Below are 19,925 nucleotides of genomic sequence, written 5' to 3' on the forward strand. Positions count from 1 at the left end.
GGCATAACAAAGCCCATACACCTGAGTGTTGAGGGGTGATCGGTGAAGTTCGAGAAGTTTTTGCGGCGGGTGATGGGCATCATTATGCTGCAAGTTCTCGGTAGGGGCGAGTTGAAAATCTATACATCAGCAGAAACTGGTGGCGAAATTAGACGTTAAAGCTCTCTGCAAAATTTTCTAAGCTGGAATCAGATCGGATAAGCTGGAATCCTCAAAGACTCAGGAGCAAGATATAAAGATGTTTTTGGATAAGGATCTTGTTGGTCAGCAAGAGGATGTAGAGTTATTTAACAATATTGGACATTTGGATAATCTTGAAGGTCGTTTGACAGTTTGGCTTACGATTAACCAAACTCCGCGAGTGCATTGGGAATTTGAAACAGCCAGAGGGGAATATGATTTTGACTCTCTCTCTTTTGCTCCACCCCAAAAGCTGAGTTCTTGGGATGGTTCAGAGCCTCAGTTTGTAGTTGGAAGACCAACGTTTACATTTCGAGGTGGGCAAAGGCGACAAAGCAGAGGTTATGCAGAGCAAGCTTTATATGGGGATATAAATGCAGGTGCCCACTATTTTGATTTCTACCTACCGAATACAGATTTTTTGAGAGAAGCTACAGCTAGCGATCTTGCAGCCATCACCAAAGCATTAAAATGTAAATCTTTTGTGGTAGAGATCAGTAACGATTGGAGTGTTGAATTTTCTACAAATCAAGATGCCTTGGATTGGCTGAAACCAGAATTTCAGAACAGAGGTTCAATGGTTACCCTAAAAGTTCGCCTCTTTCAGACCAAGCAACCTTCTACAAAAATTCAAGATCTATTGAGTATCTCCCTATCTGATGCCAGTAAAACTCTCTCAGAGTTATGTTTAATGCTGTCGTATATCAATGGAGGATATATCAAACCAATCTATGCAATTGCAAAGAAGTTTGTGGAAATGGAAACAGATCGAGTAATTCTCGAGGATGTGTCCTCATTAACTGAAGCACCTTTGATTGTTCCACAAGAAGAATTAGGACAAGGTTTCATCAGATATTTTGGTATGCAAGATTTATTAGATTTTGTTCAATGTTTTCCAGTTTTTCAACGAATGCTTCAATCTCCTCATTGGAAAGAGAAATGGATTATTCTTTTAGAATGGTACTTTCAAGGAATTCCAAGACCATTTGGACGTAGAAGAAATGTTTTGGCACCTGTTGTCGCTAATGCCCTAGGGACGCTATTGGAGAATTTAGCTCGAATTATTTTGGTAGATGAAGAACCCAATCTTACACAACGCAAGACTAACGAGACCTTAAAGGCGAAACCTCGCCTTTAAGCTCTTCTAAATCGAATTGGTATATCAGGAGAGGATGTAACTGTAGAACAGTTCGTGGACATCCGGAATAATTCGACTCATGCTGAAACAAAACCGATTCCCCTGTCTGATGTCCAGCAATGGGAGGTGATTTTACGAGCAGTGCAGTGGGTGGATGAAGTAATTTTATGGAGATTAGGGTATCGAGGACAGTATAGAGAGAGGAATCTAACGTTAAGTCGGGGTATTCGACCCCGTTATGACCTTTCGCAGCGTGATCCAAGTTGGTAGATCTAAGCACCATAACGTTCCTGCTCACTGGACGCAAATAACATTGTTCCGGTGCAGCGGGAACGTTATGACTGAACTCTACAGTAAGGGCACACTAACCCAAAGTGATTGCCCTCGTCGTCAATGAATCGACTGTTAACGTTTATAGTGAGTTTGCTCCTAACAAGTTGTACTGCCCAGGCGCAGAATTCAACTCCGAGTCCGACTCCCACCATTATCCCAACTCCCACAGCTTCCTCAGTTTCTAACACCAGAGCGAAGCGCTTCACCCTAGAACTCAGCTTATCCGCGCCGGAAGATTTGAAAGTCCGAGAAGGCGATGTTGTCGTTATGGGTCAAGTTCTCTCAGATCGCACTCGTGAACGCCAACGATTAGAAGCGCAGAAAGCCCAAGTCTTGATCCAACTCGATCGACTCAAACAAGCCCCAATCAAACCCCTCGCACCCAAAGCCGCATCGGGAATTGCCAATCTTCCAACCCCATCATTTATCGAGGAAGAAGCCGAAATCGATCGTGAACAAGTCGCCCTTCAGCAAATCGAGCAGGACTGGAACCGACAGCAGCGCAAAATCGATTTACTGCAAGGCTTCAATCCAAGTGATCTTCCCCCTAGCACTCTGCCCCACGAACAAGAGAAACTGCGGCAACGAGAGCGTGACGTGAAACAAGCTAAGGCAGAGTTAGAACTCTCAAGAGCGAAACTCGATCGCGCTAAGGAAAACTATCAATATCGGCAATACGAGCATTCGCTAGAAATCAGTAAGCGCAGCATCGACCTTGAACGTCAGCAACAAGAATATCAGCGACAGTTACAAGAACATGAACAGCAAGAGCGAGATCGCGTTTTCCAACTTGCTCAAGTCAATGTGCAACTTCAAAACTTAGAAACGCAACTTACCAACTTATCGATCGTCAAGAGTGCCTACAATGCCAAAGTTCAACGGGTTAAATGGAAAGGTCAGAATAATCAAATTCTCACTGTTGAACTTACTCTTATTGTCGGTGATTTGCGAAACACCCCTCGCTCAAAGCAAGCCAGTTCCAACGACTCAGACGACCCAAAGCCAGAAACGCCCCCCTTCCAATCCTCAAATCCTCAAAGATGAATCAGAGCCGGAAGAGTCGAGCGAGGAAAAGACCGAAGACCCCGATACCATCAAAGCCGATGAGAACCCGCTTAATCCGGCTGGAGACTCACTCGATCGCTTAATCCAACTCCGCATCAATGATGACCTCTGGAAAGGAATGCTCGGTGATTTGCCCTGCTTGGATATGTCGGATGCCTGCATTCAGCAATTGCAGCAAAAAGCGATCGAGACTTCCCCCGAACTGAAAGCGATCGATGAACGAGTGAAGGTCATCGAACAGAAAGTCGATGAGGCAAAGCGCAATAACATCAAAACGGTTCAACTGGGTGTGTTTGAACCCTTGGTGCAGTCCTGGCTCAAAGTCGAAGACGTTCCAACTGTTCCGGGTCAGCCAGCGAGAAAGAAAGGCATTCTCAATCGCATCGGGGATTTGTTCTTTGGTAATACGCTCAGTTCAGTGAATGAGATTCTTTCTCTTGTCGGTGTGCCCTTATTCAGGAATGCGACAGGTGGCGATGCTGCTGCTCAAAGTCGAGCGATCGCGATCGGAGATTTGCAGGTCAAACTTGCCGAAATTCAAAACAAACGGGGGGAAATTGCCGCGAAGTTGCGTGAGAATGTCATTCTTCAAGTTCTCGACTTTGATCAAACCCGTCGAGAGTTTCAAATCTCTCAAGAAATCGCTCGTAGACAGGCTTTGCAGCACAAATTAATTGAGCTGGACTACAGATTAGGAAACGGCGAAACAACGCAGTTTTTAGGCAATCTCAGCGCATTGGACAAACAAAAAGCCCAAACTTTTCGAGAATGGGCAAGACTGCGATCGCAAATGATGCGAATTAAACTGATCGTTCTAGGAGCGGGCGAGAATTAGCACCTTGTTCACGTTTTACTGAATCACGACATTATTCCCAGAACCACCGTCGAGCACGTCGCTCCCAGGACCACCGAGAAGAACATCATCCCCAGGACCACCGAGAAGAACATCGTTGCCATCACCACCATTAAGAATGTCGTCGCCATCGCCGCCATCTGCTGTCAGCCCAATCACAGCAGGAAGAGAACTGGCTTCGACGACATCATTACCAGCGAGTGCATTAATCGTCAGTTTGTCATTGTTACTCTCTGCTCCTATGATCGCAATATTCGATGCTAATCCAATCACATTAACGGCATTGCCAGATGCAGCCAACACTACGACATCATCAGCGTTCGTGCCATTGATAATGATCGAATCTTGTGCCCCGTCTCCTGCCCCTAAATTGAGGTCAACTTGACTCAGATCGGTGCCTGCTAGGTTGTTGATCGTGATGGTATCTGCCCCGCCCAAGGCATTGAGTTCCAACCGTTCTACATCATCAAAATCCATCGTCACGTTGGCAACATTACGGAACAACCGAACTCGACCCCCATTTGCAGATACGTCAAACGTCTCAGCAACGTTTGCACCGTTGAAGCGTAGGGTGTCGCTGCCTGCTTGCCCCTCGACTACATCGTTGTCATCCCCTGGGTTCCAGATGAAGGTATCGTTGCCCGCTCCCATAAATGCGGTATCCGTGCCATCTCCGCCGTTGATGAGATCATTGCCCGCACTGCCAAAGAACGTATCGTTGCCAAGTCCACCATTGAGAGCTAGTTGCATTAAGTTCGCTGCTAAGCCACTGGCGTTGATGGTATCGTCTCCGGCTAAGCCATTCAGAGTGAGGGTGTCTGTTGTTTCAGCGCCAACGATCGTGACATTAGCAGCTAAACCTGCGATCACAATCCCGCTGCTTGATGAACTTGCCGTAATCGTATCATTTCCATTCGTCCCGCTAATTGCGATCGTATCGACTTGACCATCACCCGTGCCATTGTTTGCCAGATTCAGGGCAATTTGACTCAGATCGGTTCCAGTCAAATCATTTACCGTGATGGAGTCAGCACCACCGAGCGCATTTAGGTCGAGCCGTTCTACATCATCGAGATCCATAACAATGTTGCCAAGGTTACGGAAAAAGCGAACTCTCCCCCCATTTGCAGAAGCATCAAACACTTCATTACCATTGGAGCCATTGAAGCGTAGAGTATCACTGCCCGCTTGCCCTTCCACGACATCACTGCCATCGCCAGGGTCCCAAATGAAGAGGTCATCGCCAGCACCCAGAAAAGCAATGTCGTTGCCACCATTGCCATCGACGATATCATTCCCGTCACCGCCAAAGAAAGTCTCTACACCTGCTCCGCCAAGCATAGTATCATCGCCTGCTCCAGCATCGACGGTGAATTGCACCACTGACGCAGGAAGGGTAGAGCGAATCGCGTCATTTCCTCCGAAGGTGTTGATCGCTAACGAATCCGTTGCTTCCGACCCTTTGACATTGATGATTGCAGACAATCCGCTGATGGAATAACTACCAGTGCCTGTCCCCGTAACATCAATCGTTTCTGCGTTATTCGTTCCATTCACAATCAGACGATCAAATGCTCCATCCCCGCTGCTAACACTGCCCTCTAAATTGAAGTTAATCGTGCGGAGTGCAGTTACAGCCAGAGGATTAACCGTAACGGTATCTGCTCCACCCAAAGGATTGAGATCGAGTTGCTCAATGCCGTCCAAGTCTACTACACCGTTGCCAAGGTTGCGGGTGAGGCGAACTCGATTAGAATTGGCAGAAACATCGAACTGTTCAGCGTCAGCACTTCCTGTAAATTGCAGAACATCGCTGCCAGATCCTCCAAAGAGCCGAGTCGCAGGCAATGCACCGAGGGTTGTATCTAAGGTAATCGTATCGTTGCCGCCGAAGCCCAATACATCAATCTGTTGGGTACGCGAAGCAGAAGGGCGAGATCCGAAAATGGAGACGGCTCCATCATTGATTAAGAGCGCGCCCGACGCATCTCGACTCACCTTAATGGTGTTATCGAGGTTGTCACCCAAAATTGCTAAGTATCCACCCGCAGAAAAAGCGAAAATTGCCATAATATTTCTGGGAAAAATAGATTGGATAGAACTGAAAAACGAGCACTCCAGAAGGTGAAGTGCTGTAAGCAAAGTACACGGTGCGATCCTGGATTTTATGCAAGGAGCTGAGATGCTACAGTCGCCCTATTCCTCAATTTTGCCGTTAAAGAATTGCCAGATTTGTTCAATTGCCCCGATATTCTTTAATTTCAATCGAGGCATTGGACAAAATCTCAATTTACAGCGGTTTCTGATTGGGTCTGCCACAGAATGGGCACCTTAGCAGCAGTCATGAGGAATGAGCAATGCCTGCTGCCTACTCGGTCGATTTACGCCAACGCATTCTGGATGCTTACGAGGCGAAAGAAGGAAGTCAACGCCAACTGGCAAAACGGTTCAAGGTCAGCTTGTCGTTTGTGCGAGACTTGATGCGCCACTACCGAGAGCAGAAGACGGTGCAACCTAAACCGCATGGGGGTGGAGCCGTCGCAAAAATCGGTGTGAAGGAGCAAGCCCTGATTGCCGACTGGTTGAAACAGCAACCTGACCTTGTGTTGTGGGAATTGTGTGAGCGACTCGAACAAGAATGTGCTGTTCAAGTCGGCATCTCGACGATGTGGCGAGTGCTGGAGCAGATGAACCTGAGCGTCAAAAAAAACATTTAGGGCAACTGAAGCCGAAACAAAGCGAGTGCAAGCGCTACGTTTTGCATTCCGACATTGGAGCTTCAGCATTGACCTTCGCAATCTGGTCTTTGTCGATGAAGCAGGCATTCATTTGGGCATGACCCAAATGAATGGTCGTGCTGCGAAGGGAGAGCGAGTGCATGATGTCCGTCCACGCAATGTTGGACAAAACATCTCGTTGACTGGTGCCATTGGACTAGAAGGACTCATTGCGACAATGACGATTCTGGGTAGTGTCAATACCGAGGTCTTTGTCGTCTACTTGCTCGAAGTGTTGATCCCGCAACTTTGGGTCGGAGCAATTGTGGTCATGGATAATCTTCCTGTGCATCATGCTCAACGAGTTCGGCAAGCGATTGAATCTACTGGCGCACAACTTGTCTTCCTGCCACCTTATTCTCCAGACTTATCTCCGATTGAGTGGTGTTGGTCGAAACTCAAGCAGTTACTACGCTCTGCTAAAGCCCGATCTTTGGAAGCTCTCAATCAAGCTTTGACTGAGATTGTGACTGAAAAAATCTCGGAGGAGGATGCAATCGCTTGGTTCGCTCATTGTGGCTTATTCATTTAGAAACCGCTGTAAGTCAGTTACAGCTCCTAAACTGCTGGTCGAAACCAATTTTGCATATTTTGCGAGTACGCCTCGCTGATAGTGGGGTGTAGGCGGTTGCCAAGTTGCGCGACGCTGTTCAAGTTCTGCGTTTGGAACATTAAGATGCAGCAATTGAGCATGAGCATCGATCGTAATTTCATCTCCTTCTTGCACCAGTGCGATCGCGCCTCCGACGAAGGCTTCAGGCGCAACATGACCAACCACCATGCCATAGGTTCCGCCAGAAAAGCGTCCATCCGTAATCAGTCCCACTGAGTCGCCTAACCCTGCACCAATCAGTGCCGAAGTCGGAGCTAACATTTCTCGCATACCGGGTCCTCCTTTCGGTCCTTCATAGCGAATGACGAGAACATCACCTGCGTTGATTTTGCCTGTGAGAATCGCCTCTAAACAGGCTTCCTCTGAGTCAAATACGCGAGCAGGTCCAGTCAGTTTAGGATTTTTGACCCCTGTGATTTTTGCCACGGCTCCTTCGAGAGCTAAATTGCCTTTGAGAATGGCTAGATGTCCAGTCGCATAGAGTGGATGACTCCAAGGACGAATGACCTCTTGGGATGGACATGGTGATTCAGAAATGTCTTTGAGGCATTGCGCGATCGTGTTTCCTGTAATCGTTAAACAATCGCCATGGATCAAGCCCTGTTTGAGCAACATTTTCATCACTTGAGGAATGCCGCCTGCTTTGTGCAAATCTGTCGCGACATAGCGACCGGATGGCTTGAGGTCACAGAGGACAGGCACTCGTTGACGAATGATTTCAAAATCATCAAGCGTCCAAGGCACACCCGCAGAATGGGCGATCGCTAAGAAGTGCAGCACCGCATTCGTTGAACCACCGATCGCCATCACCACTGAAACCGCGTTTTCAATTGACTTGCGAGTAATAATGTCACGCGGTAAAAGTTGGTTCCGAATGGCTTCGACTAACACTTTCCCAGCAAGTGCTGTGTTCTCAGCTTTTTCAGGGTCAATGTTGGACATAGTAGAGGAATACATTAAACTCATGCCCATCGCTTCAAATGCAGCAGACATCGTATTCGCAGTGTACATTCCACCACAAGAACCTGCACCCGCACAAGCATTGCGCTCGACTGCATACAGCATTGATTCTTCAATTTTTCCAGTGCTGTACTGTCCCACCGCTTCAAATACACTGACAACTGTTAAATCTTTTCCATCGAGATGCCCAGGTTTGCTCGTGCCACCATAGACAAAAATGGCGGGAATATTCATTCGTGCCATTGCAATCATGGCTCCCGGTATATTCTTATCGCAGCCGCCGATCGCTAATACGCCATCCAGACTTTGAGCATGGCAGACCGTCTCGATTGAATCTGCAATCACATCTCGCGACACGAGCGAATACTTCATTCCCTCTGTTCCCATCGAAATCCCATCACTCACGGTGATCGTGCCAAACATCTGAGGCATTCCGCCTGCTGTACGAATTCCTGATTCTGCTTGAACAGTCAGCGGCGCAATTCCCATATTGCAAGGCGTAATTGTACTTTGAGCACTCGCGACTCCTACGATCGGCTTTGTAAAATCAGTATCCTCGAATCCGACGGCACGGAGCATGGCACGATTCGGCGATCGCGCAATTCCTTGAGTAATCGTTTGGCTTCTCAAATTTTCGGGCATGGTGTTGCTTGCTCTTAATGGATTGTTTCTGGAGTATAAAAAGCGTTTTTTGAGATGTCCAATATATGTTTTGATAGATTTAAGACGAAACACATATCAAAAAATGGAACTGCGACACCTGCGTTACTTTGTGGCGGTTGCGGAAGAACTTCACTTCAATCGCGCTGCTGAGCGTTTACACATCGCTCAACCTCCATTGAGCCAACAAATCAAGCAGTTAGAAACTGAATTAGGCGTAGCACTGTTTCACCGGCGAACCAAGCGACAAGTTCAGCTAACCGAGGCAGGACAAGTTTTGTTGCAGGCGGCTTACCCGATCCTGGCTCAACTGGAACAAGCAATCTACGACACACAACGCGCGGGCAGAGGTGAGCCTGGAACTTTAACGATCGGATTTACTAGCTCTGTGGTTTACGATGTTCTGCCTACTATCCTGCACCAGTTTCGACACCACTTCCCACAGGTTGAGCTTGTGCTACAAGAATTGACTACAACTCAGCAGGAAGAAGCATTGCACAATCAGCGGATCGACATTGGTTTTTGTCATCCTCCCCTTAAAGACGATCGCTTGCAGTCAGAATCTATTTTGAAAGAATCTTTAGTCGTTGTCTTGCCTGAATCTCACCCATTGGCAACTGAAACAATAATTTCGATGGATTCGCTTGCTGATGAATCTTTTATTCTGTTTCCGCGCCATTTGGGACCCGGTTTGTATGATCAGATTGTGAGCTTCTGCAAGCAAGTGAACTTCAGTCCAAAGGTGATGCAGGAAGCAATCCAAATGCAAACAATTATTGGATTAATTTCAGCAGAAATGGGAGTTGCATTAGTTCCAGCATCGCTACAAAATCTACAACGAGTCGGCGTAGTCTACAAGTCATTACGAGAAACAACACCACAAGTTGAAACGGCTATCGTATGGCGACCAGATAGTACTTCAGGTGTTTTGCGCGAATTTTTGCAGGTTGTTAAATGCTACGTGAATGCAAGAAGTAACAAAATAGCCTGAAACTATTGTTCGTTCTGATGCATTGTGCATGTTCCAGAAGTTACCCACATCTATCCTTTTTTCGATTTTTGCGACGAAATTTCGATTGCTGCTTTTGACCCAATTCGAGGACACTTTCACCTAAAGCAATATCAACTGAGCGCGAAACGCTATCGCGAACAACTACGTCAACGCTTCGAGGATTGGTGAGAAGTTACTATATCTTTAGTAATTGACTTCTATCAATAGACTTGTTGGGAAATAGGTAATAATAGACAAGACCAACAGTATGCCGCCACATGCTTAACCTTGAACGCGCACTGAACCAGGATCGCCTGCTGCGAGCATTAACCGGGCTGAATCGAAACGCTTTTGATGCCTTGCTGCCCAGTTTCGAGCAAGCGTATGAAGCCAGTCGAATTGCGGCAAAGCCCGTGCGAAAACGAGCCAGAGGCGGCGGGCGCAAAGCAAGATTACAAAGTATCGAAGCGAAATTGTTCTACATCCTGTTTTACTTCAAATGCTACCCGACGTTTGATTTAGCAGGCATCTTGTTTGACCTCGACCGTTCACAGACGCATGAATGGATGCACGAATTACAGCCTGTGCTTGAGGCAGCTTTAGGACAGGAGATAGTGTTACCAGAGCGCAAGCTGCGGAGTATTGAAGCATTTCTGGAAATGTTTCCAGGAGTCGAGCGGGTGATGATTGATGGGACAGAGCGCCCAATTCAACGTCCGCAGAATTCAGAAGCCCAGACGCAGAACTACTCTGGCAAAAAGCGTCGTCAAACTCGCAAGCATCTCGCGGCAGTAGATCAATCCAAGCGAGTGTTAGTGGTGAGCCATGCCCGTGAGGGAAAGCTTCACGATAAACGATTTGAAACCGAAGAAGAGATTGCGTTTCACATTCCCGACGAGATTCCCATCGAAGTAGACCTGGGCTTTCAAGGCTTGCAATCTGAGTATACGAACATTCGCATTCCACACAAGAAGCCTAGAGGGGGTGAGCTAAGCAAGAAACAGAAGCAAGAAAATCGCAGTTTGAGCCAGTCGCGAGTCGTTTGTGAGAACGCTTTCGCAGGCATCAAGCGTTATGGTGCGGTCAGTGCAATTTATCGCACTTGCTTGCGTCACGCAGTGCTCGGATCAAGGATTTTGATGACCATTTGATGCTGACTGCCGCTGGATTATGGAATTTCTACTGGAAAGCTGCTTGATCTGATGACAGAAAGCTGAAATTGTCGGAGTTTCACTTTGAGGTAAAGTTATTCCCCAACAACTCTAATACTTCGGACAAATTTTGGGTGTCTTTTGAGGCTCAAGCACTGATTCAATCGTGAACTGGATTCTTTTTTCAAACTTAGGGGTAGGGCTAACTTTGAAAAAATAGCTCAATTCGGAAACCGTGGAGCCTGAAGCCTTGTGGAACTATTCAGAAAAATGTCCGAAGTATTGAGGTCTAGAACATTACCGATTCATGTTAGGGAAAGACAACTTTTGTAGCTTCGGTTACAGAAAATATTGTATAGTCATGAATAAAACAAATCACCATTATTCCCTGAGCTTATGATGACTAGCACAATTAATCCAAACGTTTCCCAAACGTTTGCCAAACATCAGGACAACATGATGGCTGCCCTTGCACGCCGTATCGAAGCTGCTCAAGCAGTCAATGATCTCCAATTGATGAAATTATTGGAGCAAGAAAGACAGCAGATTGCACCGACAGCCGCTCCACATCGAGATAGACGATCGCTCTCTTCTAGACTCAAAGCGTTCAAGCAGAGAGTTGCTGAGGTACTTTTCGGTGGCACAGAATTGCAAGTGTACCAATACGAACAAGGCAGCGACCAATGGTGGTACGCCTTTGACCCTCAGACTGGTGAGTGTGTTTATGCAGACTCCGAAGCAGAGCTACGCCTGTGGATTGAGCAGAACTATCAAGGCAGATAAGTGAAGCCATCCATACACTCGATCAAGTGAGTCGGGATGCTGACTTCAGATAGAAATTATTGCTTCGGCAGTAGACCTAGATTTTTGCCAAAAAACCTGTCTAGCCAACGATCGGGCAGTGCCAATGGTAACAACCAATTGCGAATTGGATGAGGAACGATCGCATATACCCATAAGGCGCGGTTTTTATCCTCATAGAAAGAAGTCTCAGTTACATCTAGCTTCAATCTTGGGTTGAGACAATTCGCGCAATCAACGCTAACAAAGTTAGCGCAGGTGAGACAGGGAAGTGCGATCTCATTGTGATCCGAGTTAGTCCAAGTCAGTCCTTTTTTAGTCCAGAGTTTTAGTCTTGATTCAGTCTCACGCTTGAAGCATTATATAGAGAGGATTTCAAAACTAGAAGAATATTGGTTATCTGCGTGATGGACAGAGTACCGAGAGCGAAAATCCCTGAAACTCAGCCAAAACAGCGATTTTCCTGATTCTGTATTTAGTCCGAGAGCGATCGCCTAGTCCACTGAATGAGACAGATGAGACAAGAAAAATCGATCGCGCTTACAATCAGAAGAAACTAACTACCACTGCACTAAACCGCTTAAAAATGGCTAAAGCCGTTATAGGGCAATGGGTTTAGGGTGCTGCACTAAATTCGACGTACAAGATCAGAATGTCCCTGTGGAGGACATTTAGCCAGAGATCGCTCCGTTTGAGGAACAGACTTTCTTGTCCTGTAAGGCTTTGAGCATTCCAGCGATCGCCTGATTGAGGAACTAAACCCGATGGGGACTCCCCCCTAACTTTTTCAATTCGATAAAAACGGCGTTTCAGCCCATAGTATTTTCGCGGCAAAATCCTCTCAAACGATTGGCGAGAAAGGATTTAAGCCTATAGTGTTTCGAGGGATAACCCCGCTCATTTTCGAGCAGGATAGCTACATCCTCAGCACTGAGGAGATGGAATGCAACATCTCAACTTATTCCACATGGAATGAGTTTCACAGCCTCAGTATTGAAGAGATGGAGGACGGGAGCCACATACCGGAGCCGTTTACCGGCTCGATCAAGAACGCTCGACGATCGCTACGAGAGAATCAACCTCATGTGGTAACAGCGTGATTTCACTTTTGAATTGATTCCGATAGCCTGAAAGTCTTTGCGCCAGAGCAGGATTTTTCTCGCCAAGCAGTTCGACGAGCCGTACCACTTCTGAACCATCCAAGCGAAGGTTCCCAGTGCGATTCTGATGGAGCGATCGAAAATCCGTAAGCTTTCTCAACAATGCCGATTTTGCAGTTTTGGCTCGTGCGGCTTCAAGGGCAAGCGATCTCTCTTGCAGAAGAGTTTCGAGGGAAAGATTCATGATGATTAATTCATTTGATCCCTCCTGTTGTGACATCAAAGAATTCAGTTTTTTGACTGCCTCATGCTTATTGTCCAAAAAAGTCAAATTACAGCGCGCGCACGATCTTCGATAGCATTGCCGTTACTTCATCAATTGCGGCTGCACTGTATTTCCCAGATCCCCTATAGTATTTTTGTTCAAATGATTTGCTCAGAATTCGGCTTCTATCCTTACTCAATCGGCATTTGAAGCGAACGGGGAACGGCTCAAAATCAGCTTTGCCACGGAGTCGAGTTGCGATCGTAAAAGGAATTTCTAGATCAATTTTGAACGTCGTTTTCGGATCGAGTTCCAACAGGGTGCAAATGCGCCGCCACTCACGGTAAGCAGGGCTAAGGTGCAAGTTCTTAGCAACTTTCGCCTTACCTTCGGGTGTTTTTGCACCCGTTGAGTGTTGCCACGGCTGCCAGTCGTGAATATTATGCGATTGGCTCGAATGCGGACGATGCTTGATTTTGATGCGATTCTTATTCCGTGGCATCCGTTCAACTCCAAACTATTTTTAATTTATTTAGAACACCCGTACTCTATTAGTTTGAACGATTTTTGGCAAAAGGAGAGCTAAAATCGAGCGCTATAGTTTGAATATGAACAATTCTGAAAAATATGGATATCCTAAAGCACCTTGATTCCCTGAAGGATTTGAAGCTTGCCAATGCTTATGCCGACAGCGTGAGCAGATCGATCGACTTAACAGGCGATCCGAGAGTAGGGATTCGTGCCACAAAAGATCCCGGTTTCGGCGCGGCAACGTCTCTCATGATTTGCAAAGGCAATCTTGTTGAAGGATCAAAAGAACTCGCTGGCTATCTCGGAGCAGTTGACGATCGCGTTCGCGAGATGGAAGAGGACTTTTCTAAAGCCTCCGTTCGAGCGCTGACGGTGCAATTGGTGGTCATGGAATCCTTAACCCTGTAACTCACCAATCTTGCTGCGATGAATTTGAAACAGCCTCAAATCGCACAGTCATTGTTTGAACTCGCGTTTAAGGCATCAAATTCATGCCGAAAGCTGATTCTAGCGATCGACACCATCAAAAATCCGAAGAAACCGACGCAATTTATTAAAAATTACGTTGACAAGCAACTCAATCAGTTAGGGGGAATTCATGGCGGGGAGATGGACTCAGGAACGGCGAGAGCGACAACAGCAGATGATGCTGACGCTCAAACCGTGGCTCAAATCAACGGGAGCCAAAACCCAAGCTGGGAAACGTCGAGTCAGTCAGAACCGACTGAAAACCGGGAAGCAATCCCAGTGGTATGTCGAAATCCAGCAAACGATCGCACAAGCCGATCGCGTGGCAAGAGAAAGTCTCAGTCGGTTGGATGATCAAACAAGCTGACAATCGATTGCCCATCATTCTTCACACAAAAAATCCCGCCACAAGGACGGGACACCACAAATGGCAATGATCTTTTGTTCAACTTTCCCAAATTTCGCGATTTTTGCGACGCGATCGCGGAAGGTACGATCGTTCTTGAACTGGATGCCGTGACTTTGCCTTTTTTATAAGTTCTGCAAATTCTTCAATCGCATAATTACGATCGTTCTATGAACCGGATGCTACCTGCTCGTGGGGTGGCTTTATTTTTGGAGCGTTGTAAGAAACCTGCTTAGGGTGATTGAAAATGAACGAAGCACTGAGATCGATGATTCGAGATCTGCAACAGACGATCGAGAAAGCTGACCCAAGAGATCCCCAATCAATCACAGCCGTTGCAGAAGCATTCCGTGCCCTTGCATTAATTTGGTTCTGGGTGCGAATGTGCGATCGCTAATCTTGAAAAGGTTTCCAGCCATCTGATCACATTAGCGTCTCGAATCAAATTTCAAAGCGACTGAAAGGGAACTGTTCGATCGTGGAAACCAATCAGGCGATCGCGTGTCCAGTTGGAACATCACGAACGACATCAAATTGCGCCAATGTGCATCCGCGATCTCTGAGTTTTACACAACATAATCTGCTTGAATCAGTCTGTGCTTGATGTCACTTTAGCTATCAGTCCTATCGTCAATAAAGCGATCAGGTATCTCGCTAACGGTAAAATTATCTAAATTCTTCTCTAGGAGTTTTTTCTGTGTATCAACCAGACCGGGTATGTCCAGCACATCCGTGACCTTGCTGTAGGGTGCATTTTGTAAAATCTTCTTAGCCAACGTAGGATACATCCCCGGATAAGCTTGAAATGCACGCACATCAGCATTGTTTAAATCAATCATCTTGAGAAATCTCTTGTCTGAAATTTATAGTCAGAACCTATCATTCCTCAAGAGAGATTGTCTATCCGACATAATGCGGAATAGGATGACATCGCCTTAACCGATGTCATTGATCGCAGCTATGCGTTTGATAGATTTCCACCGCACAGGCGCGAGAACCAATCTGCATATTTTATTTGGAAAAACTCGTTAGTGCGATCATACTTCTGGCAAAAGTCTTTAGGCAACCCCGATCGTTAGATCGGGGTTTTAATGCGCGATCTCGCTCATCTCAACAAAAAATCCCGCCACTCTGACGGGATGGATGCGTGAACTGACAAATAGGTATCTCAGGATTCCCATGCGATCTGTGAGCGATCGTGCTCATCACCTGCTCGTAAAGATTGCGGTTTTTGGGTCTGATTTTGGTACAACAATTTCAGGCATTGCCTACAATGACAAACAGCTAAGCTTTGAGTATGTATAGATTTGGGAGCAATAATGGAATCTTGGGTATCAAGCAGTCCGATGCATACAAGTACTCGGAAGGAGGAGTTCAGCTATGCCTACGTCCATGCAATTGCCTCAACTGCTGGTTTTTGTGTTCAGCCAAAATCTCGTCCAATGGATAGTGCTGGGTTAGACATCATAATTGAAGCGCCAGGTGCAATGACAAAAGGAGTACTCAGTTTTCCTAAAATTGAAGCTCAAGTCAAATGTACAGCTACTAAAGCCAACATCACTGAATTATTCATTAAGTTTCCACTTGAGGTGAAAAACTATAACAAGTTGAGGCTAACTTCTCATTTGGTTCCACAAATATTAATCGTGGTCTTAGTGCCAGAAATCTTAGAGAATTGGATTGAGATAACAGAACCCGAATCTACTGTCATACGAAAATGTGCCTACTGGTTATCCTTAAAGGGAAAGGAGGAAACCTTAAATGATGAAACTATAACCGTCAGCATCCCTCGATCAAACTTGCTTACTCCCGAATCCCTGACTGAACTTATGAGCAAGGTCGCACACAGGCAAGACTTATGAAATCCCCGACGCAAAGTATTGATGTTTACAATGCCGTACAGCCAAAAGCTGTTCTAGAATATCTTCGGCAGAACGGTTGGTCAAAGCGGGAAGATTTTTCTGACCAGGCTCAAATCTGGATTCACCCAGCAAAACACGGTGACAGCGTTTACGAAGTCTTATTACCTCTTACAACAGACATTCCCGATTACGCTTCTCGGATAGACGATGTATTTCGGATATTGCAATTAGCTGAGCAACGTCCTCAAACAGAAATTTTTAATGATCTGGTAGATGTTAGTGCAATTGCCACTGACAAATGCCGCGAAATTCTAAATATGCACTTCTACTTCAAGTTAGAAAACAGCAATGCATCAGAAGAAGCTTCAGCAAAGCATTTAGGAGCAATTCTGGACTCTTTACAATCCCTGTTTGACTCACTTGGACAAGTGAAGGCAGGTAGACCTAGTCCCTTTGGAAAGGTTGCAAAAGACATTACTGACCAGACTCGATTATCTGTATTAGGGACTTTCAAAGGATCGTTTGGGTTGCGATTGGCTTTAGCACCTAAACCAAAAGAGGAGCAACTACAACTTCCTAATCAATCTGCATCAGATTCTCTAGATGAAATGGTTGTGCAAGAATTTTTAGAAATCTTAAACCAAACGCACGAGCAGGCATTAGAGCAATTGAGCGAACGTCTACTTAGCTTGCAACGTAGAACTGCTTCTAACTATCGAAAGTTTCTACTCGCTTTGTGGGATGCCAATACGGACTTGAAGGTAGATTGGGGTTCACTCAATCCCAATCGGGGTGGAACAGCAGGCATAACATCTTCTGATGTAATTGCTACTGTAGACGCGATAAAAAAGATTGAGGCGGAGGCACCACAAGAATACGAATTGGTTGGTGAGCTTTTAACAGCAAGTAAGACCAATAAAAACTTTGAAATTCGCACTATGGACAACGATGTCTCTCTTTCTGGAAAAATAGCGGATGAGATTGTTAGTTCTAGAGAGATTGAGTTAACAATTGGTAAACTCTACAATGCAACGATTAGAGAGAAAATTTCTGTATCACCAATTACTGGGGAAGGAAAGATTGAACGAACTCTAGTAGCAATTCACCCTTGGCATTTAGATAGAACACTGGCAGCCTAGTCAAGTCTACATATCAAAACTGACTGAATCAAATAAACGAATGAGGCTAGAGTTCCTAAATCTGTTAGCGATCACACTCGGAGCCGTAGAGGACTTTTCCTGATCCATCTGGAGAAAATCTCACGCACCATTCCCCATCCGCCACCCAAACCCGCAACGGGTGGTGGATAAACTTGCCGTAGATGAAGGCGAGAACCACGATAACCAGGGATAAGATCACGACCCCTTGAACCACTTTCAACGGTCGGGCTGTCCATTGATTTTCCATTGGCGCAAATCTTGAGGAACGGGCTTAGGATTCCCAGACGTGGAGTTCGTCGATGCGGACTTCTAATCTCTAATCAAGTGCGTGTTAGAACCACGCTATAAGACTTCCAGCTATTAAAATCAGCTTCTAACACACAAAGAGACATGGTATCAAATCGGTATTCATAACTTTTTACTGGGATTTCTTCCCTTAAGAAGCTGTGAATACGCTTTGATATCGCGTTCCATCCTATTCAGTTGTGTTTCGGTTTTAGGGGTAATTTGGGGTAATGTTTTTCCCTGACCTTTGAAACCTATGGCTCAGGCGAGATTTGAACTTGCGACCTTGGGCTTATGAGTCCCCTGCTCTAACCACTGAGCTACTGAGCCTTACAACATTCCAATAATATCACAACTGTAACTACAAATAAAGCCCTATTTTGGAAGAAGCCTTCAAGGGAAGGTTGACCCTCCCCTTGAAGATCAATCTAACTTCGAGACTGAGGCAACAACGCGATCGGGTTTACAGCCCCCCGACCGGGTACATGAACTTCAAAATGTGAGTGAGGACCCGTACTGAAACCTGTACTTCCCATCTCAGCAATTTGCTGCCCTTGTCGGACTTGTTGACCCACACGAACCAGAATCCGGTTGTTGTGAGCATAGAGCGTCACACTACCATCTGCATGTTCAACTTCCACAAGCTTCCCGTAACCGCCATCATTCCAGCCAGCCGTCACAACTTTACCGGAAGCGGCTGCAACAATCGGAGTCCCAACCGGAGCTGCGATATCGATCCCTTTGTGCATCCGTCCCCAACGCCAGCCATAAGGAGAAGACAATACCCCTTTCGCAGGCCACATATAGCCCTTGAAGCGATCTCCTGGCATATAAGCGTCAGAGCGCCCCAGAGGCGGCAAGTTCGGCGAAACCGTCTTGCCAACCGGAGAACGCAGAATAGGTGCGTAAGACTCAGATCCAGCTGGCGCAGTCGCAACCACTTGACGCTGTGGCTTCGGTGCGTCTGCTAACATTCGCTCTAAACGCGTTTGACCAGAGTTGTTTACATCAGAACTATTGGCACTACGGCTCGTCGTGCGAAGGGAAGAGACCGTACGATTCGGGTTGAACTGAGGATTACGACGAGAAGAAACTGCTTCGGCGGCCTTCGGCGCTTCACGATTTACAGAGCGAGATTGATAGCGTTCTCTCAGTCGCGAGATTTCGCCCAGCAAGGTATTCACGTACTGATCGTCAGATCGGCGCACATCCACCTGTTGAACTTCAGGCGCGCGATTACGAGCAGGGCGGAATGCAAACTGGCGTGCATCACCGCCAATCGCTAATGGCACACTCGGATTTTGAGTCGATGCCAAACTGGGGACGGTCGGAACCTGGATATCAGCAGGAGCCTGTACTGATGCAACAGGAGCTTGCGGGGCTGGCTCAGGGAGAGCTTGAGCAACCAGAGATTGACCTGATTTTTGAGGAACTTGAATGAATTGGTTTGCCTGCACCAAATTGGGGTTATTCAGGCGATTCAGTGCTGCTAGGTCGCGAGCTGTCATGCCATGCGCTTGTGCGATCGAGGAAAGCGTTTCACCTGGATTCACTCGATATGTGACAAGCTGCTGTGACTCTGCCTGAGGCATGATCGCAACGGTTTGAGATTGGGCTGGCTCCTCAGACTTCAACTCCGCCAAACTTTGCTTCAAGCGATCACGGTTTTGCTTCAATTCAGCGAGTGCCGTTTGCTTAGGTTTTGCGACAACCGATGCTACACGTTCCGATGTGGACTGGACTTGCGGTTGCGCGGGAATCACCGGAATAGATTTGAGATTCGGTAACGACTTGATGGGAGCGCCACTGATAGTAGCTGCCATACGATCGCCCATCGGTACCTGTAAAACTTGTCCTACCGAGAGGACTGCATTGGCTTGCAAGCTATTTAGATTCGCTAGCTTTGCAGCGTCGATGCCGTAGAGTTCGGCAATCTTCCAGAGTGTTTGACCCTCTTGAACAGTATGGGTCGTCGTGGAAGCAGCAACTGCAGTCGGTGCAGTGGCGGTGGGCGCATCTACCGAAGCAGGCGTGCCAGGTGTCAGGTCAGACGCTGTCGAATCAGTGGGGACAGCCGCTTGTGCCTGTTGGGGCGCAGCGAGTCCGTAAGCACCGACTGAGAAAGCGAGTCCAAACATGGCAGCAGAGGTCCGAACGGTTCGGGATGTCTCTTGGGGCAACTGCCGGGGCTGTTCTTCAGCGCTTTCGGGTTCGATCGCGCTAAACAGAACTGAGTTTGCGTCTTGCGGAACTGCTCGTTTCAAAAAAACGACCTCCTAAAGTGTGCAGCATTTAACTGTCATCGAGTGCGAAACCTTTTGCCAGT

Annotated in this window: 22 protein-coding genes and 1 tRNA gene; 13 read left to right on the plus strand and 10 right to left on the minus strand. The window is 46.7% G+C overall.

Going from position 1 to position 19,925, the window contains the following annotated elements; translation table 11 throughout:
* Window positions 1–238: 238 nt before the first annotated feature.
* Window positions 239–1,318: a hypothetical protein gene (locus LEPBO_RS0116195; protein ID WP_017288608.1), complete on the plus strand. Its 1,080-nt coding sequence runs from the start codon at window positions 239–241 to the stop codon at window positions 1,316–1,318.
* Window positions 1,319–2,516: 1,198 nt separating this feature from the next.
* Window positions 2,517–3,551: a hypothetical protein gene (locus LEPBO_RS37265; RefSeq protein ID WP_144056215.1), complete on the plus strand. Its 1,035-nt coding sequence runs from the start codon at window positions 2,517–2,519 to the stop codon at window positions 3,549–3,551.
* A 15-nt stretch (window positions 3,552–3,566) separates the two neighbouring features.
* On the opposite strand, the gene LEPBO_RS40115 is transcribed toward LEPBO_RS37265, so the two are convergent.
* Window positions 3,567–5,639, minus strand: coding sequence for a beta strand repeat-containing protein (locus LEPBO_RS40115; RefSeq protein ID WP_017288611.1), 2,073 nt, complete (start codon window positions 5,637–5,639; stop codon window positions 3,567–3,569).
* A gap of 112 nt (window positions 5,640–5,751) precedes the next feature.
* Here LEPBO_RS40115 and LEPBO_RS42930 point away from each other — a divergent pair, with 112 nt between their 5' ends.
* From LEPBO_RS42930 to LEPBO_RS0116225, 3 genes are read left to right on the plus strand one after another with little or no spacing between them, the layout of a single operon-like run.
* Complete coding sequence (locus LEPBO_RS42930; RefSeq protein ID WP_154660831.1) at window positions 5,752–5,904, plus strand: hypothetical protein; 153 nt, start codon at window positions 5,752–5,754, stop codon at window positions 5,902–5,904.
* 22 nt (window positions 5,905–5,926) lie between these two features.
* A complete protein-coding gene (locus LEPBO_RS0116220; protein WP_017285999.1) occupies window positions 5,927–6,286 on the plus strand; it encodes a helix-turn-helix domain-containing protein in 360 nt (119 codons plus the stop codon).
* A gap of 25 nt (window positions 6,287–6,311) precedes the next feature.
* A complete protein-coding gene (locus tag LEPBO_RS0116225; protein ID WP_017288613.1) occupies window positions 6,312–6,878 on the plus strand; it encodes an IS630 family transposase in 567 nt (188 codons plus the stop codon).
* Here LEPBO_RS0116225 and ilvD read toward each other — a convergent pair.
* Window positions 6,867–8,561: a dihydroxy-acid dehydratase gene (gene ilvD, locus LEPBO_RS0116230; RefSeq protein WP_017288614.1), complete on the minus strand. Its 1,695-nt coding sequence runs from the start codon at window positions 8,559–8,561 to the stop codon at window positions 6,867–6,869. The genes LEPBO_RS0116225 and ilvD overlap by 12 nt on opposite strands.
* Before the next feature lie 103 nt (window positions 8,562–8,664).
* Here ilvD and LEPBO_RS0116235 point away from each other — a divergent pair, with 103 nt between their 5' ends.
* The 3 genes from LEPBO_RS0116235 (at window position 8,665) to LEPBO_RS41790 (ending at window position 11,504) form a co-directional block, all read left to right on the plus strand.
* Window positions 8,665–9,570, plus strand: coding sequence for a LysR family transcriptional regulator (locus LEPBO_RS0116235; RefSeq protein ID WP_017288615.1), 906 nt, complete (start codon window positions 8,665–8,667; stop codon window positions 9,568–9,570).
* A gap of 278 nt (window positions 9,571–9,848) precedes the next feature.
* A complete protein-coding gene (locus tag LEPBO_RS37275; protein WP_017288617.1) occupies window positions 9,849–10,721 on the plus strand; it encodes a transposase family protein in 873 nt (290 codons plus the stop codon).
* A 396-nt stretch (window positions 10,722–11,117) separates the two neighbouring features.
* Window positions 11,118–11,504: a hypothetical protein gene (locus LEPBO_RS41790; RefSeq protein ID WP_086371011.1), complete on the plus strand. Its 387-nt coding sequence runs from the start codon at window positions 11,118–11,120 to the stop codon at window positions 11,502–11,504.
* A gap of 56 nt (window positions 11,505–11,560) precedes the next feature.
* Here the strand turns inward: LEPBO_RS41790 and LEPBO_RS42935 are convergent, their stop codons facing one another.
* The 4 genes from LEPBO_RS42935 to LEPBO_RS0116260 form a co-directional block, all read right to left on the minus strand.
* Window positions 11,561–11,731 carry a hypothetical protein gene (locus LEPBO_RS42935; protein WP_154660832.1) on the minus strand — a complete coding sequence of 57 codons (171 nt, stop codon included), beginning with the start codon at window positions 11,729–11,731 and terminating at the stop codon, window positions 11,561–11,563.
* 406 nt (window positions 11,732–12,137) lie between these two features.
* Complete coding sequence (locus LEPBO_RS42370) at window positions 12,138–12,356, minus strand: hypothetical protein (protein WP_144056216.1); 219 nt, start codon at window positions 12,354–12,356, stop codon at window positions 12,138–12,140.
* A 210-nt stretch (window positions 12,357–12,566) separates the two neighbouring features.
* Window positions 12,567–12,866: a hypothetical protein gene (locus LEPBO_RS0116255; RefSeq protein WP_225885691.1), complete on the minus strand. Its 300-nt coding sequence runs from the start codon at window positions 12,864–12,866 to the stop codon at window positions 12,567–12,569.
* An 88-nt stretch (window positions 12,867–12,954) separates the two neighbouring features.
* Window positions 12,955–13,389: a hypothetical protein gene (locus LEPBO_RS0116260; RefSeq protein WP_017288620.1), complete on the minus strand. Its 435-nt coding sequence runs from the start codon at window positions 13,387–13,389 to the stop codon at window positions 12,955–12,957.
* Between the two features lie 125 nt (window positions 13,390–13,514).
* Here LEPBO_RS0116260 and LEPBO_RS0116265 point away from each other — a divergent pair, with 125 nt between their 5' ends.
* The 3 genes from LEPBO_RS0116265 to LEPBO_RS42940 all read left to right on the plus strand — a co-directional run bounded on the left by LEPBO_RS0116265 (window position 13,515) and on the right by LEPBO_RS42940 (window position 14,689).
* Window positions 13,515–13,826 carry a hypothetical protein gene (locus LEPBO_RS0116265; RefSeq protein WP_017288621.1) on the plus strand — a complete coding sequence of 104 codons (312 nt, stop codon included), beginning with the start codon at window positions 13,515–13,517 and terminating at the stop codon, window positions 13,824–13,826.
* 190 nt (window positions 13,827–14,016) lie between these two features.
* On the plus strand, window positions 14,017–14,253 hold the full coding sequence (locus LEPBO_RS42375; protein ID WP_071596169.1) for a hypothetical protein: 237 nt from the start codon (window positions 14,017–14,019) through the stop codon (window positions 14,251–14,253).
* A gap of 286 nt (window positions 14,254–14,539) precedes the next feature.
* The gene (locus tag LEPBO_RS42940) at window positions 14,540–14,689 is read left to right on the plus strand and encodes a hypothetical protein (protein WP_017288623.1); all 150 of its coding nucleotides are present in this window, start codon (window positions 14,540–14,542) and stop codon (window positions 14,687–14,689) included.
* A 214-nt stretch (window positions 14,690–14,903) separates the two neighbouring features.
* Here LEPBO_RS42940 and psbU read toward each other — a convergent pair whose 3' ends face one another.
* Window positions 14,904–15,131 (minus strand): photosystem II complex extrinsic protein PsbU, encoded by a 228-nt coding sequence (psbU, locus tag LEPBO_RS37285; protein WP_017288624.1) that lies wholly within the window; start codon window positions 15,129–15,131, stop codon window positions 14,904–14,906.
* A gap of 480 nt (window positions 15,132–15,611) precedes the next feature.
* Between psbU and LEPBO_RS0116290 the strand changes: the two genes are divergently transcribed.
* Both LEPBO_RS0116290 and LEPBO_RS0116295 read left to right on the plus strand, forming a co-directional pair.
* Entirely contained in the window at window positions 15,612–16,154 is a 543-nt protein-coding gene (locus LEPBO_RS0116290; RefSeq protein WP_197693258.1) for a DUF4365 domain-containing protein, read from the plus strand.
* Window positions 16,151–17,293: a hypothetical protein gene (locus LEPBO_RS0116295; protein ID WP_017288627.1), complete on the plus strand. Its 1,143-nt coding sequence runs from the start codon at window positions 16,151–16,153 to the stop codon at window positions 17,291–17,293. Before LEPBO_RS0116290 ends, LEPBO_RS0116295 begins: the two co-directional genes overlap by 4 nt.
* 64 nt (window positions 17,294–17,357) lie before the next feature.
* On the opposite strand, the gene LEPBO_RS0116300 is transcribed toward LEPBO_RS0116295, so the two are convergent.
* From LEPBO_RS0116300 to LEPBO_RS40125, 3 genes are all read right to left on the minus strand, one after another.
* Entirely contained in the window at window positions 17,358–17,561 is a 204-nt protein-coding gene (locus tag LEPBO_RS0116300; protein ID WP_017288628.1) for a hypothetical protein, read from the minus strand.
* Between the two features lie 295 nt (window positions 17,562–17,856).
* Window positions 17,857–17,929: transfer RNA gene (locus LEPBO_RS0116305), tRNA-Met, on the minus strand.
* A gap of 98 nt (window positions 17,930–18,027) precedes the next feature.
* On the minus strand, window positions 18,028–19,863 hold the full coding sequence (locus LEPBO_RS40125) for a peptidoglycan DD-metalloendopeptidase family protein (protein ID WP_017288629.1): 1,836 nt from the start codon (window positions 19,861–19,863) through the stop codon (window positions 18,028–18,030).
* Between the last annotated feature and the right edge of the window lie 62 nt (window positions 19,864–19,925).

The sequence above is a fragment of the Leptolyngbya boryana PCC 6306 genome (assembly GCF_000353285.1).
GTDB classification, from domain to species: domain Bacteria; phylum Cyanobacteriota; class Cyanobacteriia; order Leptolyngbyales; family Leptolyngbyaceae; genus Leptolyngbya; species Leptolyngbya boryana.

Excerpts from the sequence above, each read along its gene's own strand:
- LEPBO_RS0116195 (WP_017288608.1), top strand. The coding sequence starts at position 239 with ATGTTTTTGGATAAGGATCTTGTTGGTCAGCAAGAGGATGTAGAGTTA.
- LEPBO_RS37265 (WP_144056215.1), top strand. The coding sequence starts at position 2,517 with ATGCCAAAGTTCAACGGGTTAAATGGAAAGGTCAGAATAATCAAATTC.
- LEPBO_RS40115 (WP_017288611.1), bottom strand. The coding sequence starts at position 5,639 with ATGGCAATTTTCGCTTTTTCTGCGGGTGGATACTTAGCAATTTTGGGT.
- LEPBO_RS42930 (WP_154660831.1), top strand. The coding sequence starts at position 5,752 with ATGCTACAGTCGCCCTATTCCTCAATTTTGCCGTTAAAGAATTGCCAG.
- LEPBO_RS0116220 (WP_017285999.1), top strand. The coding sequence starts at position 5,927 with ATGCCTGCTGCCTACTCGGTCGATTTACGCCAACGCATTCTGGATGCT.
- ilvD (WP_017288614.1), bottom strand. The coding sequence starts at position 8,561 with ATGCCCGAAAATTTGAGAAGCCAAACGATTACTCAAGGAATTGCGCGA.
- LEPBO_RS0116235 (WP_017288615.1), top strand. The coding sequence starts at position 8,665 with ATGGAACTGCGACACCTGCGTTACTTTGTGGCGGTTGCGGAAGAACTT.
- LEPBO_RS37275 (WP_017288617.1), top strand. The coding sequence starts at position 9,849 with ATGCTTAACCTTGAACGCGCACTGAACCAGGATCGCCTGCTGCGAGCA.
- LEPBO_RS41790 (WP_086371011.1), top strand. The coding sequence starts at position 11,118 with ATGATGACTAGCACAATTAATCCAAACGTTTCCCAAACGTTTGCCAAA.
- LEPBO_RS0116255 (WP_225885691.1), bottom strand. The coding sequence starts at position 12,866 with ATGAATCTTTCCCTCGAAACTCTTCTGCAAGAGAGATCGCTTGCCCTT.
- LEPBO_RS0116260 (WP_017288620.1), bottom strand. The coding sequence starts at position 13,389 with ATGCCACGGAATAAGAATCGCATCAAAATCAAGCATCGTCCGCATTCG.
- LEPBO_RS0116265 (WP_017288621.1), top strand. The coding sequence starts at position 13,515 with ATGGATATCCTAAAGCACCTTGATTCCCTGAAGGATTTGAAGCTTGCC.
- LEPBO_RS42375 (WP_071596169.1), top strand. The coding sequence starts at position 14,017 with ATGGCGGGGAGATGGACTCAGGAACGGCGAGAGCGACAACAGCAGATG.
- LEPBO_RS42940 (WP_017288623.1), top strand. The coding sequence starts at position 14,540 with ATGAACGAAGCACTGAGATCGATGATTCGAGATCTGCAACAGACGATC.
- psbU (WP_017288624.1), bottom strand. The coding sequence starts at position 15,131 with ATGATTGATTTAAACAATGCTGATGTGCGTGCATTTCAAGCTTATCCG.
- LEPBO_RS0116290 (WP_197693258.1), top strand. The coding sequence starts at position 15,612 with ATGGAATCTTGGGTATCAAGCAGTCCGATGCATACAAGTACTCGGAAG.
- LEPBO_RS0116295 (WP_017288627.1), top strand. The coding sequence starts at position 16,151 with ATGAAATCCCCGACGCAAAGTATTGATGTTTACAATGCCGTACAGCCA.
- LEPBO_RS0116300 (WP_017288628.1), bottom strand. The coding sequence starts at position 17,561 with ATGGAAAATCAATGGACAGCCCGACCGTTGAAAGTGGTTCAAGGGGTC.